Origin of the sequence: Chromobacterium haemolyticum, assembly GCF_009936155.1 — a bacterium.
Lineage (GTDB): Bacteria > Pseudomonadota > Gammaproteobacteria > Burkholderiales > Chromobacteriaceae > Chromobacterium > Chromobacterium haemolyticum.
The window spans coordinates 4,308,707-4,323,046 of sequence record NZ_AP019312.1 but is presented as its reverse complement, the minus strand read 5'-3'; the positions used below and the strand labels follow the sequence as shown (position 1 = coordinate 4,323,046).

Below are 14,340 nucleotides of genomic sequence, written 5' to 3'. Positions count from 1 at the left end.
AATCAGGCAGTTTTGGGCTCGGTTTCCACGTTTGAGGATGACTGTAATGAGTGAACAACAAGTCGATGCGGGGCGCCGTCGCTTTCTGACGGTTGCAACCAGCGCTGTTGGTGGTGTGGCGGCGGCCGGAGTGGCTACGCCGTTTCTGATGAGTTTCTTCCCGTCCGAGAGGGCAAAGGCCGCCGGCGCTCCCGTCGAGGTGGATATCGGCAAGATCGAGCCGGGCCAGAAGATCAACGTCGAATGGCGCGGCAAGCCGGTATGGGTGCTGAACCGCACGCCGGAGCAATTGAAAAACCTGCCGAAGCTGGACGAGAAGCTGGTTGATCCCAAATCCGAGATGGATCAGCAGCCTACTTATTGCCAGAACGAGCACCGCTCGATCAAACCCGAGTTGCTGGTTGCCGTCGGCATCTGTACGCATTTGGGCTGTTCGCCGACCCACCGTCCGGATATCGCGCCCGCCGATCTGGGCCCGGACTGGTTGGGTGGCTTCTACTGCCCCTGTCATGGTTCCAAGTTCGACTTGGCCGCGCGCGTTTACAAAGGCGTGCCGGCACCGAAGAATCTGGAAATTCCGCCGCACAAATATCTGTCCGACACCCGCCTGCTGATTGGCGAAGACAAATAAGCTGAGGGGGCTACATGACTAAAGGACAAAAGTTGCTCAACTGGGTGGACGAGCGTTTTCCGCTATCGTCGATGCTCAAGGAGCACGTTACCGAGTATTACGCGCCGAAGAACTTCAACTTCTGGTACTTCTTCGGTTCGCTGGCCATGCTGGTACTGGTGATTCAAATTGTCACCGGCATCTTCCTGACCATGAACTACAAGCCGGACGGCACCTTGAATGGGGCCGGCATCCCGGTCGCCTTTGCTTCGGTCGAATACATCATGCGCGATGTGGCCGGAGGCTGGATCATCCGTTACATGCACTCCACCGGCGCTTCGATGTTCTTCGTGGTGGTGTATCTGCACATGTTCCGCGGCCTGATCTACGGTTCCTACAAGCAGCCGCGCGAACTGGTGTGGGTGTTCGGCACCTTGATCTTCCTGTGCCTGATGGCCGAGGCCTTCATGGGCTATCTGCTGCCTTGGGGCCAGATGTCGTTCTGGGGCGCGCAGGTGATCGTCAACCTCTTCGGCTCCATTCCGGTGATCGGCCCTGACTTGTCGGTGTGGATCCGCGGCGATTACGTGGTGTCTGACGCTACACTGAACCGCTTCTTCGCGCTGCACGTGATCGCGGTGCCGCTGGTGCTACTGGCCCTGGTGGTCGCTCACCTGATCGCTTTGCATGAAGTGGGCTCCAATAATCCGGACGGCGTTGAGATCAAGAAACTGAAGGATGACAAGGGTATTCCGCTTGACGGTATCCCGTTCCACCCGTACTACACCGTTAAGGATGTGCTGGGCGTGGTGGTGTTCCTGATCGTGTTCTCGGCCATTGTGTTCTTCATGCCGGAAATGGGCGGTTACTTCCTGGAGCACCCCAACTTTGACCAGGCCGACCCGCTGAAGACTCCGCCGCATATCGCGCCGGTATGGTACTTCACCCCGTTCTACGCCATCTTGCGTGCCATCCCGTCCTTCCTGGGCACTCAGGTATGGGGCGTATTGGCGATGGGCGCGGCGGTGGTGCTGATCGCCTTCCTGCCGTGGCTGGACCGCTCGCCGGTGAAGTCCATCCGTTACCGCGGTCCCAAGTTCAAGTTCATGCTGGTTCTGTTCATCATATCCTTCATCGGCCTTGGCATTCTGGGCGCTTTGCCGTCCACCAATGCCCGTACCGTAATTGCGCAGGTGCTCTCGTTCGTCTACTTCGCCTTCTTCCTGGGCATGCCGTTCTACACCAAGAACGATGTGGGCAGCATTCCGGTGCCGACGCGGGTGACTGATACCAACGCCCAGCGCCAAATTCGGTTTGCGGTGCTGGTGGTGGTGACCATCGTGGCCGCCGCCGTATTCGCCATGAACGTGTAAAAAGGGGAGAGGACTCATGAAAAGCAAAATCCGCCACCTAATCGCGGCCATGGCGCTGGCGTTGCCGTTCAGCGCTACGGCGCTGGCTGCAAGCGAAGGGGCCAAGCTGCCCAAGGCGCCTATCAATATCCAAGATACGGAAAGCTTGCAACGCGGGGCGCAGATCTTCACCAACTACTGCTTGTCTTGCCATTCGGCCAGCGCGATGCGTTACAACCGCCTGACCGATATCGGCCTGACTGAAGAGCAGATCAAGGCGAACTTGCTGCCGGAGGGCGCCAAGATTGGGGATCAGATGAACATCGCGATGAATAAGAAGGATGCTCAAGCCTGGTTTGGCGCCACGCCGCCGGACTTGTCGTTGATCGCGCGTTCTCGCGGCGCCGACTATCTGTACGGCTATCTGCGCGGCTTCTACCGTGATCCGAGCCGGCCTACCGGATGGAATAACGCGGTGTTCGACAAGGTGGGCATGCCTCACATCTTCTGGGAATGGCAAGGCGAGCAGGTGCTGAAAACCGAGAAGAATGCGGAAGGCCATGAGGAGCACAAGCTGGAGCTGATCAAGGCCGGTACTTTGACCAAGCTTGAGAACGGCAAGGCCAACACCGTGGAATTCGACAAGCGGATGGCGGACTTGACCAACTTCCTGGTCTACATCGGCGAACCGGCACAAGTGAAGCGTCAGCAGATTGGCTATGTCGTATTGATGTTCCTCTCGCTGTTGCTGTTGCCGCTGGCGTATTTCTTGAAGAAAGAGTACTGGCGCGACGTGCATTAAGCTAACTTGTCGGCTTTGATCAAGGCGGAGAAATCCGCCTTTTTTATTTTAAATCATGGTCTTATGATGCAGTGCTGGAAATGGGGTGGGGGAAAGTGCTAGAATGCCCAGCTGAATCAACCCATTGTTAGTTAAGGATTTCCTCCTGCCATGATGACTCTTTACTCCGGAATTACCTGCCCGTTCAGCCAGCGTTGCCGTATCGTGCTTTTTGAAAAGGGAATGGATTTCGAAATCATTGATGTGGACATCCATAACAAGCCGGAAGATCTGGCGGTGATGAACCCCTACAATGAGGTGCCGGTATTGGTCGAGCGCGATTTGATCCTGCACGAATCCAATATCATCAACGAGTACATTGACGAGCGTTTCCCACACCCGCAACTGATGCCGGCGGACCCGGTGATGCGCGCGCGCGCCCGCCTGTTCCTTTACCGTTTTGAAAACGAGCTGTTTATCCACGTCAAGGCGCTGGAAGCCGGCGCCACCGGCAAGGAAGCGAACAAGGCCCGCGAGGCCATCCGTGACGGTTTGACTACGATCGCGCCGATTTTCGCCAAGCAGAAGTTCATGTTGGGCGATGATTTCTCGATGATCGACGTGGCAATTGCGCCGCTGATGTGGCGTTTGGAGCATTACAACATTGATCTGGGCAAAAACTCCGCTCCCATCCTGAAGTACGCTGAGCGTATTTTCCAGCGTCAGTCCTTCATCGATTCGCTGACGCCGTCCGAAAAGGCCATGCGCAAATAAGGATTGCCAATGAGCTCCAGTACCAAGCCCTACATGATCCGAGCGCTGCACGAGTGGTGTGGCGACAACGGTTTCACACCCTATGTGGTGGTATGGGTCAACGAGCGCGCCGATGTGCCGCACGAGTACGTGAAAAACAACGAAATCGTGCTGAATATCGGTCTTTCGGCCACCAAGAATCTGCGTATCGACAATGACTGGTTGTCGTTCTCCGCTCGCTTCGGCGGCGTTTCCCGCGACATCTGGGTGCCGATTGGCAATGTGATGTCGATTTTTGCGCGGGAAACCGGCGAAGGCATGGGTTTCGAAGTTGAGCTGGGAGAGGCTGAAGCCGCCGCGCCGGCACTGAAACCGGTGGCGGCCGACGACGAAGCCAAGCCGGCGGAAGCTTCCGAGCCGGAGGCTCCGGTCAAGCCGACGGGGCGTCCCAGCCTGCGCATCGTCAAATAACGGTTTTAATTCCGTAAGCGAAAGCCGGTCCGTAAGGGCCGGCTTTTTCATTGGTGGCTTCGAATGTGTTTACGCTCTGCTACGCGTCAGCGATGCGGTGTTGAAAACATCTTCGAAAGCTTGCGAAATCGTAAACACGCTTTGCAAAAAAAAGGGCGCCAGTGGCGCCCCAAGTCCCTTACCACAACAAGAAAATTTGGGTTTATTCGACACGCTCCCCGTGCAGAATCACATCCAGCCCTTCGCGTTCTTCGTCTTCCGCGACGCGCAGCCCGATCGCCACATCGATCAGCTTCAGCAGGATGAAGGTGACGACGGCGCAATAGGCCGCAGTGACGCCCACGCCTAGCGCTTGAGCGGCGAGGCTGCCTTCCGCGCCGCCGATTTCTTTGACCGCGAAGACACCGGTGAGCAATGCTCCCAGGATGCCGCCGATGCCATGTACGCCGAAGGCGTCCAAAGAGTCGTCATAGCCCAGCATGTGCTTGAGTCCGGTGGCGCCCCAGAAGCACACCACGCCGGCCGCCAGGCCGATAATCAGCGCGCCTTTGACGTCGACGAAACCGGCCGCGGGCGTGATGGCGACTAAACCGGCGACCGCGCCCGAGGCAATACCCAGCACTGAAGGCTTTTTCTTGGTGAGCCATTCGGCAAACATCCAGGCCAGTGCGGCAGCGGCGGTGGCAAGCTGGGTAGTGACCATGGCCATGCCGGCGCGGCCGTCCGCAGCGGCGGCGGAACCGGCGTTGAAGCCGAACCAGCCCACCCACAGCATCGATGCCCCCACCAGGGTCAGTACCAAGTTATGGGGAGGCATCGCTTCCTTGCCGAAACCAACGCGCTTGCCCAGCACCAAGGCGGTTACCAAGCCGGCGATACCGGCGTTGATATGCACTACGGTTCCGCCGGCGAAGTCCAGCACGCCCTTGTCGGCCATCCAGCCGCCTGGCGCCCAGACCCAATGCGCCACCGGTACGTAGACCAGCAAGGACCACAGGGCCATAAAGACCAACATCGCGGAAAACTTCATTCGCTCGGCGAAGGCCCCGGTGATCAGCGCGGGGGTGATGATGGCGAAAGTCATCTGAAAGGTCATGAACACCGATTCAGGTATGGTGCCGGCCAGCGGATGTACCGCCAATTTGCCGGCGTCTTTCAGGTAAACCATGCCGTCCAGCATCACGCGGCTCAAGTCGCCGAGATAAGGCGTGCCGACGGTGAAGGCCAGGCTGTAGCCGATGACCGCCCACAGCACCGTGATCAGCGCGGTGATGGCGAAACTTTGCATGAGCGTCGCCAACACGTTTTTCTTGCGCACCATGCCGCCATAGAACAGGGCCAGGCCGGGAATCGTCATGAACAGAACCAAGGCGGTGGAGATCAGCATCCAGGCGGTGTCGCCGGCGCTGATGCTCTTGGCGTCGGCAATCGCGGGCCCTGCCGGCGCGGCGGCGAACGCCAGCGGAGCCATTAGGCCCAAGCCGGCGAGCTGAATGGTTGCGAGCAGTTTTTTCATTGTCGTTTCCCCTAAGTCTCTATTGCGGTTCAGACCGCGTCGGCGCCGGTTTCGCCGGTACGGATGCGCACCACTTGTTCCAGATCGTAAACGAAGATCTTCCCGTCGCCGATCTTGCCGGTGCGGGCGGATTTTTCGATGGCTTCCACGACTTGGTCGAGCAAAGCGTCGTCTATGGCGATCTCCAGTTTGACCTTGGGCAGGAAGTCCACCACGTATTCGGCGCCGCGGTAGAGTTCGGTATGCCCTTTCTGGCGACCAAAGCCTTTGACTTCGGTGACGGTGACTCCTTGCACGCCGATGGAGGACAAGGCTTCGCGGACTTCGTCCAGCTTGAAGGGCTTGATAATGGCAGAAACGAGTTTCATGACTGCTCCTTGGGTCTGATGATCCGGTGTCTTGAGTTGAGCGCTGCTGTCGCGTCAGTACGCATGAATCGTGCCAGGCCGGATTGGCGCAAAAGAAAACGCTAAGATCATGTTGCAATGCAAAAAAGGTCTGTACTGGCCTTTTTGGCACTTTCCCGGTGCATGCGGCGATGAGGGGCCGCACTGATTTGGTGCCGCGAAGGGCGCGGAGTTGGGATGGGGGTTGCCAATGGGTACGCGCTGGCGGGTAGCGGACTTGGCTTTTTGCTACACTCTGCTCTGTTATCACTTATTCACTCAAGGAGCCGCGTCATGTTGAGCCAAAAGCTGTTCGAGGAAATCGGCAACAAGATCAGCGAAACTATTGCCGCCAGTCCGGCCAAGGACATCGAGAAAAACGTCAAAGCGATGATGGCCTCTACATTCAGCAAAATGGATCTGGTGACGCGCGAGGAGTTCGACGTGCAGCAGGAAGTGTTGGTGCGAACTCGGGAGAAGCTGGCTCAACTGGAGCAGAAGCTAGCGCGCTTAGAGGCGCAGGTGTTCCCGGAGGAGGCGCGAGCCACGGTAGAGGCTCAATCAGAACTCGGCCATTCCTGAGCGACATGGCGCTGGCTGTGGTCGCAAGTCGGGCGCTGGCCGGAGTGGACGCGCCTGAGGTTGCGGTGGAAGTGCATTTGGCCAACGGCTTGCCCGCTTTCACCATTGTCGGCTTGCCTGATCTGGAGGTGAGGGAAAGCCGGGAGCGAGTCCGCGCGGCAATCTTGACTTCTGGTTTTGAGTTCCCGGCCCGGCGCATCACCGTCAACCTGGCCCCGGCCGATCTTCCCAAAGACTCCGGCCGTTTTGACCTGCCCATCGCCATTGGCATTCTTGTTGCCAGCGGACAGGTACGCTGTCCCAAATTGGCGGAATATGAAATCGCGGGAGAGTTGGCGTTGACCGGGGCCCTGCGGCCGGTGCGCGGGGCCTTGGCGATGGCGTGCAAAACGAGGGAGGCGGGGCGCGCCTTCATCTTGCCGGTAGCCAGCGCCAAGGAGGCCGCTGTGCTTGAGGGCATGCCTTTGTATGGCGTGAGCACCCTGGTTGAGGCCTGCGCCTTTCTCAACGGTCTCTCCGAGCTGGAGCCGTACCGACAAGAGGGCGGTTCGTCCCGCTCGCTTCCGGATTACCTTGATCTATTGGATATCAAAGGCCAGTCCATGGCGCGCCATGCGCTGGAAGTAGCCGCGGCAGGGCGGCATAGCCTCTTGTTGATCGGCCCGCCCGGCACCGGCAAATCCATGTTGGCCGCCCGCCTGCCCGGTATCTTGCCCGGCATGCCGGATGAAGAGGCGCTGGAAAGCGCCGCCGTGCGTTCTTTGGGGACCGATGGCTTTGCCCTGGACGATTGGGGCGTACGGCCGTTCCGTTCTCCGCACCATACCGCGTCCGCGGTTGCGCTGGTGGGCGGTGGCAGCGATCCCCGGCCTGGAGAAATTAGCCTGGCGCATCATGGGGTCTTGTTTTTGGACGAATTGCCGGAGTTCGATCGTAAAGTGCTGGAGGTCTTGCGCGAGCCGCTGGAGGCCGGAGTAATCCACATTTCGCGCGCCGCGCGCCAAGCCAGTTTTCCCGCGCGATTTCAGCTGATTGCGGCAATGAATCCCTGCCCGTGTGGCTATCTTGGGCATTTCAGCGGAAAATGCCGGTGCACGCCCGAGCAAGTGGGGCGCTATCGAGGTAAAATATCCGGTCCCTTATTGGACCGCATCGATTTGCATGTTGAAGTGCAGTCCTTGCCTGCCGACGAGTTGGTGGATGGGGCCGCCGGCGAGCCCAGCGCTTTGGTGCGTGAACGGGTGGAGTCGGCGTATCGTCGACAATTGGCGAGGCAGGGAAAGGCGAATGCCGGCTTGAGCGGGGCCGAACTTGAAGCGCTTGGCGATTTTCACGCCGAAGGGCTGGCATTATTGCGGCAAGTTTTGGACAAGATCGGCTTGTCGGCGCGGAGTTATCATCGGATACTTCGGGTTTCCAGAACCATTGCCGATTTGCAGGGTCAGGCTATGGTCATGCGGGAGCATGTGTTGCAGGCGATTCAATTACGACGAGCTGCAATGCCTAATGGCTAACAATAAATAAAGAATTGATCAATCCAGATAGTTTGTTGAACTATTTGATTAGTTAAAAGCGTAAGTGCTGCATGGCAAATCGAGATTTAAAAAATTCCTCCCGTAGTTCCCGTGGCCGCTCATCCAGCTCTAAGAGCGGAGGCGGCGGCATGGTGGCGGGCATCGTCATCGGCCTGATCGTCGGCGTTGCCGTCGCGGTTGGCCTCGCCATGTATCTGAATAAGTCCTCTACGCCGTTCAGCAACTTGGAAAAGTTGGATCGCAAAGCGGCCGGCGCTTCCGCGCCGCCGACGGAGCTGCTGGCTCCGGGCACGCGCATTGCGGATGCAGCTTCGGAAACCACTACTGCGCCGGCCCCGGTGGCCAAGCCGGCTCAGGAGGCGCCGTCCGCTCCACCGCCGATGCCGGCGGAAGCTCCCGCCAAGCCGGCCGCAACCGCGCCGGCGACCAAGGACGCAGGCAAGGAAGAGCAGCGCTTTGATTTCTACAAGATCTTGCCTGGGCAGGTGGATGCGGTGCCCGGCAAGAACGGCAAGGCGGCGGAACCTTCTGCTCAGCAGGCAGCCAAAAAGGTCTACTTGCAGCTGGGTTCCTTCCAGAATCAGGACGAGGCGGACAACCTCAAGGCTAAGCTGGCTTTGTTGGGCGTGGAGGCCAAAATCCAGTCGGTGACTGTGCCGGAAAAGGGACTGGTGCATCGGGTCAGGGTGGGGCCGTATAGCCGCCAGGACGAGGTGGACCGAGTGAAGGCTCAGTTGAAGCAGGATGGCATTGGCGCGACAGTCGTCAAGGCGGAATAAACTCTTCCTCTATTAGGGAATCGATAATGAAAAAGTGGTTATTGCTTTCGTTGATGCTGTTCAGCGGCCTGGCAAACGCGGCGATTGAGCTGGGCAAGGATTACACCATGCTGGCGACGCCGCAGCCGGTGGCGGATCCGAAAAAGGTGGAGGTGATCGAGTTCTTCTCCTATCACTGCATTCACTGCCTGGAGCTTGAGCCGGCGATGAGCGCTTGGGAAAAGAGCAAGCCCGCCGACGTGGCGTTCTCCAAGGAGCAGATCGTGTGGCAAAAGTCGATGGAAGGCTTCGTGCGCATGTTCTCCGCCTTCAAGACCTCCGGTTCCTACGACAAACTGCACCGCCCGGCTTTCGAGGCTGTAGTGAAGTCGCGCATCAATCTGTCTGACGAGAGTGTGTTCGCTAACTGGCTCAAGCAGCAGAAGGGCGTTGACGCCGCCAAGGTGATGCAGGCGTACAAATCCTTCGGCGTGAACGCGCAGGTGGCCAAGGCGGCCAAGATGACTCGCGATTATGCGATCCAGGGCACCCCGACGGTGATCGTCAACGGCAAGTACGTGGTGACGCCGGTGGCGCCGGAGCGCATGGTGCAGGTGATCAACGAGCTGGTGGCCAAAGCCCGAGCCGAGAAAAAATAAGAATCGAGCAAGACGCTTGGTGAAGAAGGCAGCCCTGGGGCTGCCTTTTGTGCGTATTAATCCTTGATGGGGGATGGGTGGACATGGATGTGATGCTGTTGGCCAAGGCTTTATTGCTGGGCATTGTCGAAGGGGTGACGGAGTTTTTCCCGATTTCCAGCACCGGGCATTTGATTGTGGTGGGGGACCTGATCGGTTTTCAAAACAATGCCGACGTGTTTGAGGTGGTGATTCAGCTGGGGGCGATCCTGGCGGTGGTTTGGGAATACCGCCAGCGTTTTCTGGGCGTGGCGCAGGGCGCTTTGCAGCGGGATGCGCAGTCGTTGCGCTTCATCAGCAACTTGCTGGTGGCCTTCCTGCCGGCGGCGGTCATCGGTTTCTTCGCGATCAAGGCGATCAAACACTATTTGTTCAACCCGCTGACCGTGGCGCTGGCCTTGGTGGTGGGCGGCATCATCATTCTGCTGGTTGAGCGCAGGCAGCGCGTGCCGCGGGTGAACAGCGTGGATGCGATGAGCTGGCAAGACGCCTTGAAAGTGGGGATCGCTCAGGTGTTTGCCATGGTACCCGGCACATCGCGCTCCGGTTCCACCATTATCGGCGGCATGTTGTTTGGCCTGGACCGCAAAGTAGCCACTGAGTTTTCCTTTTTCCTGGCGGTGCCTACCATGTTCGCGGCCACGTTCTACGACGTGTACAAGCATTGGCACCAGTTCACCGCCGCGGATGTGCCGGTGATAGGCGTTGGTTTCATCGCGGCGTTTATCAGCGCTTTCTTCGCGGTGCGTGGTTTGATTCGCTATGTGTCCAGCCACAACTTCAATGCGTTCGCTTGGTATCGCATCGTATTCGGCTTGGTGATATTGGCTACATGGCAGTTGGGCTGGGTGGATTGGAGTGTTTGAATTGGCTCAAGATAGAAATATCTTGACAGCCAAGAATGGCTTGTATAATATGCAACCTCTCTGACGCGGGGTGGAGCAGTCTGGTAGCTCGTCGGGCTCATAACCCGAAGGTCGTAGGTTCAAATCCTGCCCCCGCAACCAAATTCAAAAACCCAGCTTTCTTTTGAAAGCTGGGTTTTTTGTTCTCCTTCCAGTGGTCTGTCCGATCAATGGCCGCTGAATTAAAAAAACCGCCGGGTAACGGCGGCTTTTTATTGCTCAAGCAGGCGTGATTAAATGCGCTTGGCCAGTTCCGATGCCTTGCCGATATAGCTGGCCGGGGTTAATTCCAGCAGGCGGGCTTTTTCCGTTTCCGGTAGTTCCAGGTTTTTGATGAAGGCATGCAAGGTTTCACGGGTGATGCCGCCCTTGCCGCGCGTCAATTCCTTCAGCTGTTCGTACGGATTGGGCACGCCGTGGCGCCGCATTACGGTTTGTACTGGCTCCGCCAACAGTTCCCAACTATTGTCCAGATCGGCGGCAATCGCCTGTGGATTGATTTCCAGCTTGTTCAAGCCCTTCAGGCAGGCTTTGAGGCCAAGAATGGTGTAGCCGAAGCCCACGCCCATATTGCGCAGAACCGTGGAGTCGGTCAGGTCGCGCTGCCAGCGCGATACCGGCAGTTTTTCCGCCAAGTGGCCCAGGATGGCGTTGGCCATGCCCAGATTGCCCTCGGCGTTTTCGAAGTCGATAGGGTTGACCTTGTGCGGCATGGTGGAGCTGCCGACTTCGTCCTTCTTCACCTTCTGCTTGAAATAGCCCAGCGAGATATAGCCCCAGATATCGCGGTTCAGGTCTACCAGGATAGTGTTGACCCGCGCCAGAACCTGATACAGCTCGGCCATATAGTCGTGCGGTTCGATCTGGATGGTGTAAGGGTTGAAGGTCAGACCCAGGCCGGTGACGAAGCGGCCGCAGAAGCTTTCCCAGTCGATGTCGGGGTAAGCGACCAGATGGGCGTTGTAGTTGCCCACCGCGCCGTTGATCTTGCCGAGGATTTCCTGGTGTACCAGTTGTTCGCGTTGGCGTTTCAGGCGGTAGACCGTATTGGCCAGTTCCTTGCCCATGGTGGACGGTGTCGCCGGCTGGCCGTGGGTACGGCACATCATCGCGGTGTCGGCCAGCTCATGCGACAGTTTTTGCAGCTTGTGGATGACTTCGTCGATGGTGGGCAGCACTACGGTGTTGCGCGCGGTTTTCAGCATCAGCGCGTGCGACAGGTTGTTGATGTCTTCGGAGGTGCAGGCGAAGTGGATGAATTCGCTGGCCGCCATGACTTCCGGGTTGCCGGACAGACGTTCCTTCAGCCAGTACTCGATGGCTTTCACGTCGTGATTGGTCCGCGCCTCGATGGCTTTGACTTCTTCGCCGTGCTGCACGTTGAAGTTGGCGATCACGTCGTCGATTTCACGGATGGTGGCTTCCGAGAAGGAAGGCACTTCCTCGATGCCTGGCTCAGCGGCCAGCATTTTCAGCCATTCCAGCTCCACTTTAATGCGGAACTTCATCAGGCCGTACTCGGAAAACAGATTGCGCAAGGCCTCGACTTGGCCGGCGTAGCGGCCATCCAGGGGGCTTAGGGCGGTCAGCGTGGTCAGGTTCATGCTGGGTAGTTCCAAACGTGGGTTGCCGGTGTTCTGGCGGGTTGCGGTACAAAATCCCTTAATGTTCAACGCAGGCGTCGCGCGAGCGCCGCGGCCAACTCCTCCGCGGCTTGCGGCCGGAAGCGGAAAAACAGCTCCGGTTCGATCATTTCCAACTCCATGACCGCCAGGCGGCCATGGTTGTCGCGAATCACGTCGACGCGCGCGTACAGCACGTCGAAAGGCACTGCTTGCACGGCGGCTTCTGCAAAGGCGATCTCTTGCGCGTCGGCCTGATGCGGGTGCACCTGGCCGCCGTGGTCGTCCTGCACGCGGAAGTCGCCGGACTTCGGCGTTTTGCGGATGGCGTGGCTGAAATGACCATCGATGACGATCAGGGACAGCTCCCCCTGAGTCAACACGCTGTGTTGCATGGGTTGCAGCAACATGGCTTCTTGTTGGATCAGCTCGGCATACACGCATTCCAGCGTTTCAGCGTTCGCCGGGGCGACGCGATAGGTGTGCCGGGCGGCGCCGGAGACGACCGGCTTCAAGATGGCGTCGTTCCAGCCTCGTTCCGCCAGTAGTTGGCGCAGTGTTTGCGGCGCGCCTTTCTCAATGTAGTGCGTGTCCACCGTATGAACAGCGTTTTGTTGCAGTTCGGCCAGGTAGTGTTTGTCCAGATTCCAGCGAATGAGCCCAATCTCGTTGAATAGCCGCGTTTGGCCGGCCGCGCGCGCCAGCCAGTTGGAAAACGCGGGCAGGCGCTCGAAGTAATCCCAAGTGGTGCGGAACAGCGCGCAGCGCGCGTCGGCCCAGTCCATGTCCGGGTCATCCCAGGCCAGACGACGAACAAGCAAACCCTGGCGCTGTAGCGCTGTCAGGACCAAACCGTCCTCATGATGAACCTGGCGGCGATACCAGTCGCGGTCGTCCGGCGGCAGCAGGCGCGAATCGGTCAGAACGGCAACATCGAGCGACATCGAAATCCTTTTACATCAAGAAAAACGGGTGCCAGGCACCCGTTTCAGCTTACATGCCGGGCATCATGCCCTTCATGCCGCGAAGCATTTTCATCATGCCTCCCTTGGAGGAGAACTGCTTCATCATTTTCTGCGTCTGCTCGAACTGGTTCAGCAGCTTGTTGACTTCCTGTACCGTCACGCCTGCGCCGGCGGCGATGCGTCGCTTGCGGCTGGCTTTGAGCAACTCTGGTTTGTGGCGTTCTTGCGGTGTCATCGAGTTGATGATGCCTTCAATGCGGCGCATGGCTTTCTCCGCCTCCGCGCCCTGCACGCCTTTGGCCATCTGGCCCAGCTGTCCCGGCATTTTCTCCAGCAGATTGCTCATGCCGCCCATTTTCTTCATCTGCTGCATCTGGGCCTTGAAGTCCTCAAGGTCGAAACCCTTGCCGGATTTCAGCTTCTTGGCCATGGCGGCGGCTTCGTCCTGATCGATGCCTTTTTGCACTTCCTCGATCAGCGACAGCACATCGCCCATGCCCAGAATGCGGCTGGCGATCCGGTCCGGGTGGAAGGGTTCCAGGCCGGACACCTTTTCGCCGACGCCGATGAATTTGATTGGCTTGCCGGTGATGTGGCGGACCGACAGCGCCGCGCCGCCGCGCGAGTCGCCGTCCATCTTGGTGAGGATGACGCCGGTCAGCGGCAGCGCTTCATTGAAAGCCTGGGCGGTGTTGACCGCGTCTTGGCCTTGCATCGCATCGACGACGAACAGGGTTTCCACCGGATTCAGCGCCGCGTGCAGCGCCTTGATCTCGGCCATCATCGCCTCGTCGATGGCCAAGCGGCCGGCGGTGTCGACCATCAGGACATCGAAGAAATGGCGCTTGGCGTGATCCACCGCGGCGCGGGCGATGTCGATGGGATTCTGGTCGCCGGAAGAGGGGAACCATTCGACTTCGACCTGCTGGGCCAGCAGTTTCAACTGTTCGATCGCGGCGGGACGGTAGACGTCGGCGGAGACGACCAGCACTTTTTTCTTCTGGGTCTCTTTCAGCAGCTTGGCGAGTTTGCCCACCGTGGTGGTTTTACCGGCGCCCTGCAGGCCGGCCATCAGTACGATGGCAGGGGGCACGGCCGCCAGATTGAGGGCGTCGTTCTTCTCGCCCATCAATTTGGTCAATTCTTCATTGACCACGCCCACCAGGGCCTGGCCGGGAGTCAGGCTGCCGGCCACGTCCTGGCCAAGGGCGCGTTCCTTGACCTGGGCGATAAAGGTTTTGACCACGGGCAGGGCGACGTCGGCCTCCAGCAGGGCCATGCGCACTTCGCGCATCGCGTCCTGGATATTGGCCTCGGTCAAGCGCGCATTGCCGCGCAGATTTTTCATCACGCCGGACAGGCGGCTGGTCAGGTTGTCTAGCATGGTGCGTCCTTACTTCTGCCAA

General features: G+C 58.8%; 15 protein-coding genes and 1 tRNA gene. 11 read left to right on the top strand and 5 right to left on the bottom strand.

Annotated features, from left to right (window positions below):
* The first annotated feature begins 46 nt into the window (after positions 1 to 46).
* The 5 genes from petA (at position 47) to GYH29_RS19935 (ending at position 3,967) form a co-directional block, all read left to right on the top strand.
* On the top strand, positions 47 to 631 hold the full coding sequence (petA, locus tag GYH29_RS19955) for a ubiquinol-cytochrome c reductase iron-sulfur subunit (RefSeq protein ID WP_039756139.1): 585 nt from the start codon (positions 47 to 49) through the stop codon (positions 629 to 631).
* A gap of 14 nt (positions 632 to 645) precedes the next feature.
* Positions 646 to 1,983, top strand: coding sequence for a cytochrome b (locus GYH29_RS19950; protein WP_039756140.1), 1,338 nt, complete (start codon positions 646 to 648; stop codon positions 1,981 to 1,983).
* Between the two features lie 16 nt (positions 1,984 to 1,999).
* The gene (locus GYH29_RS19945; protein WP_019103448.1) at positions 2,000 to 2,764 is read left to right on the top strand and encodes a cytochrome c1; all 765 of its coding nucleotides are present in this window, start codon (positions 2,000 to 2,002) and stop codon (positions 2,762 to 2,764) included.
* Between the two features lie 150 nt (positions 2,765 to 2,914).
* Positions 2,915 to 3,517, top strand: a complete 603-nt coding sequence (locus tag GYH29_RS19940; protein ID WP_039756141.1) for a glutathione S-transferase N-terminal domain-containing protein — start codon at positions 2,915 to 2,917, stop codon at positions 3,515 to 3,517.
* Between the two features lie 9 nt (positions 3,518 to 3,526).
* Entirely contained in the window at positions 3,527 to 3,967 is a 441-nt protein-coding gene (locus tag GYH29_RS19935; protein WP_161524282.1) for a ClpXP protease specificity-enhancing factor, read from the top strand.
* A gap of 202 nt (positions 3,968 to 4,169) precedes the next feature.
* On the opposite strand, the gene GYH29_RS19930 is transcribed toward GYH29_RS19935, so the two are convergent.
* Complete coding sequence (locus tag GYH29_RS19930) at positions 4,170 to 5,483, bottom strand: ammonium transporter (protein ID WP_043637959.1); 1,314 nt, start codon at positions 5,481 to 5,483, stop codon at positions 4,170 to 4,172.
* A 29-nt stretch (positions 5,484 to 5,512) separates the two neighbouring features.
* Positions 5,513 to 5,851 carry a P-II family nitrogen regulator gene (gene glnK, locus GYH29_RS19925; RefSeq protein ID WP_019103589.1) on the bottom strand — a complete coding sequence of 113 codons (339 nt, stop codon included), beginning with the start codon at positions 5,849 to 5,851 and terminating at the stop codon, positions 5,513 to 5,515.
* A 312-nt stretch (positions 5,852 to 6,163) separates the two neighbouring features.
* Between glnK and GYH29_RS19920 the strand changes: the two genes are divergently transcribed.
* From GYH29_RS19920 to GYH29_RS19895, 6 genes are all read left to right on the top strand, one after another.
* Entirely contained in the window at positions 6,164 to 6,451 is a 288-nt protein-coding gene (locus GYH29_RS19920) for an accessory factor UbiK family protein (RefSeq protein ID WP_019103588.1), read from the top strand.
* A 5-nt stretch (positions 6,452 to 6,456) separates the two neighbouring features.
* Complete coding sequence (locus GYH29_RS19915) at positions 6,457 to 7,965, top strand: YifB family Mg chelatase-like AAA ATPase (RefSeq protein WP_161524281.1); 1,509 nt, start codon at positions 6,457 to 6,459, stop codon at positions 7,963 to 7,965.
* Between the two features lie 149 nt (positions 7,966 to 8,114).
* Positions 8,115 to 8,765, top strand: coding sequence for an SPOR domain-containing protein (locus tag GYH29_RS19910; RefSeq protein ID WP_019103586.1), 651 nt, complete (start codon positions 8,115 to 8,117; stop codon positions 8,763 to 8,765).
* A gap of 26 nt (positions 8,766 to 8,791) precedes the next feature.
* Positions 8,792 to 9,403 carry a thiol:disulfide interchange protein DsbA/DsbL gene (locus GYH29_RS19905; RefSeq protein ID WP_039756185.1) on the top strand — a complete coding sequence of 204 codons (612 nt, stop codon included), beginning with the start codon at positions 8,792 to 8,794 and terminating at the stop codon, positions 9,401 to 9,403.
* An 83-nt stretch (positions 9,404 to 9,486) separates the two neighbouring features.
* On the top strand, positions 9,487 to 10,308 hold the full coding sequence (locus GYH29_RS19900; RefSeq protein ID WP_019103584.1) for an undecaprenyl-diphosphate phosphatase: 822 nt from the start codon (positions 9,487 to 9,489) through the stop codon (positions 10,306 to 10,308).
* A 64-nt stretch (positions 10,309 to 10,372) separates the two neighbouring features.
* Positions 10,373 to 10,449 (top strand) — tRNA-Met (locus GYH29_RS19895).
* 131 nt (positions 10,450 to 10,580) lie between these two features.
* Here the strand turns inward: GYH29_RS19895 and purB are convergent.
* The 3 genes from purB to ffh form a co-directional block, all read right to left on the bottom strand.
* Complete coding sequence (purB, locus tag GYH29_RS19890) at positions 10,581 to 11,951, bottom strand: adenylosuccinate lyase (protein ID WP_043591371.1); 1,371 nt, start codon at positions 11,949 to 11,951, stop codon at positions 10,581 to 10,583.
* A gap of 65 nt (positions 11,952 to 12,016) precedes the next feature.
* Entirely contained in the window at positions 12,017 to 12,913 is an 897-nt protein-coding gene (locus GYH29_RS19885) for an ATP-grasp domain-containing protein (protein ID WP_081575323.1), read from the bottom strand.
* Positions 12,914 to 12,962: 49 nt separating this feature from the next.
* A complete protein-coding gene (gene ffh, locus GYH29_RS19880) occupies positions 12,963 to 14,318 on the bottom strand; it encodes a signal recognition particle protein (protein ID WP_019103785.1) in 1,356 nt (451 codons plus the stop codon).
* Positions 14,319 to 14,340: the final 22 nt, after the last annotated feature.

Coding starts and splice junctions, on each gene's coding strand:
- petA (WP_039756139.1), top strand. CDS start 47: ATGAGTGAACAACAAGTCGATGCGGGGCGCCGTCGCTTTCTGACGGTT.
- GYH29_RS19950 (WP_039756140.1), top strand. CDS start 646: ATGACTAAAGGACAAAAGTTGCTCAACTGGGTGGACGAGCGTTTTCCG.
- GYH29_RS19945 (WP_019103448.1), top strand. CDS start 2,000: ATGAAAAGCAAAATCCGCCACCTAATCGCGGCCATGGCGCTGGCGTTG.
- GYH29_RS19940 (WP_039756141.1), top strand. CDS start 2,915: ATGATGACTCTTTACTCCGGAATTACCTGCCCGTTCAGCCAGCGTTGC.
- GYH29_RS19935 (WP_161524282.1), top strand. CDS start 3,527: ATGAGCTCCAGTACCAAGCCCTACATGATCCGAGCGCTGCACGAGTGG.
- GYH29_RS19930 (WP_043637959.1), bottom strand. CDS start 5,483: ATGAAAAAACTGCTCGCAACCATTCAGCTCGCCGGCTTGGGCCTAATG.
- glnK (WP_019103589.1), bottom strand. CDS start 5,851: ATGAAACTCGTTTCTGCCATTATCAAGCCCTTCAAGCTGGACGAAGTC.
- GYH29_RS19920 (WP_019103588.1), top strand. CDS start 6,164: ATGTTGAGCCAAAAGCTGTTCGAGGAAATCGGCAACAAGATCAGCGAA.
- GYH29_RS19915 (WP_161524281.1), top strand. CDS start 6,457: ATGGCGCTGGCTGTGGTCGCAAGTCGGGCGCTGGCCGGAGTGGACGCG.
- GYH29_RS19910 (WP_019103586.1), top strand. CDS start 8,115: ATGGTGGCGGGCATCGTCATCGGCCTGATCGTCGGCGTTGCCGTCGCG.
- GYH29_RS19905 (WP_039756185.1), top strand. CDS start 8,792: ATGAAAAAGTGGTTATTGCTTTCGTTGATGCTGTTCAGCGGCCTGGCA.
- GYH29_RS19900 (WP_019103584.1), top strand. CDS start 9,487: ATGGATGTGATGCTGTTGGCCAAGGCTTTATTGCTGGGCATTGTCGAA.
- purB (WP_043591371.1), bottom strand. CDS start 11,951: ATGAACCTGACCACGCTGACCGCCCTAAGCCCCCTGGATGGCCGCTAC.
- GYH29_RS19885 (WP_081575323.1), bottom strand. CDS start 12,913: ATGTCGCTCGATGTTGCCGTTCTGACCGATTCGCGCCTGCTGCCGCCG.
- ffh (WP_019103785.1), bottom strand. CDS start 14,318: ATGCTAGACAACCTGACCAGCCGCCTGTCCGGCGTGATGAAAAATCTG.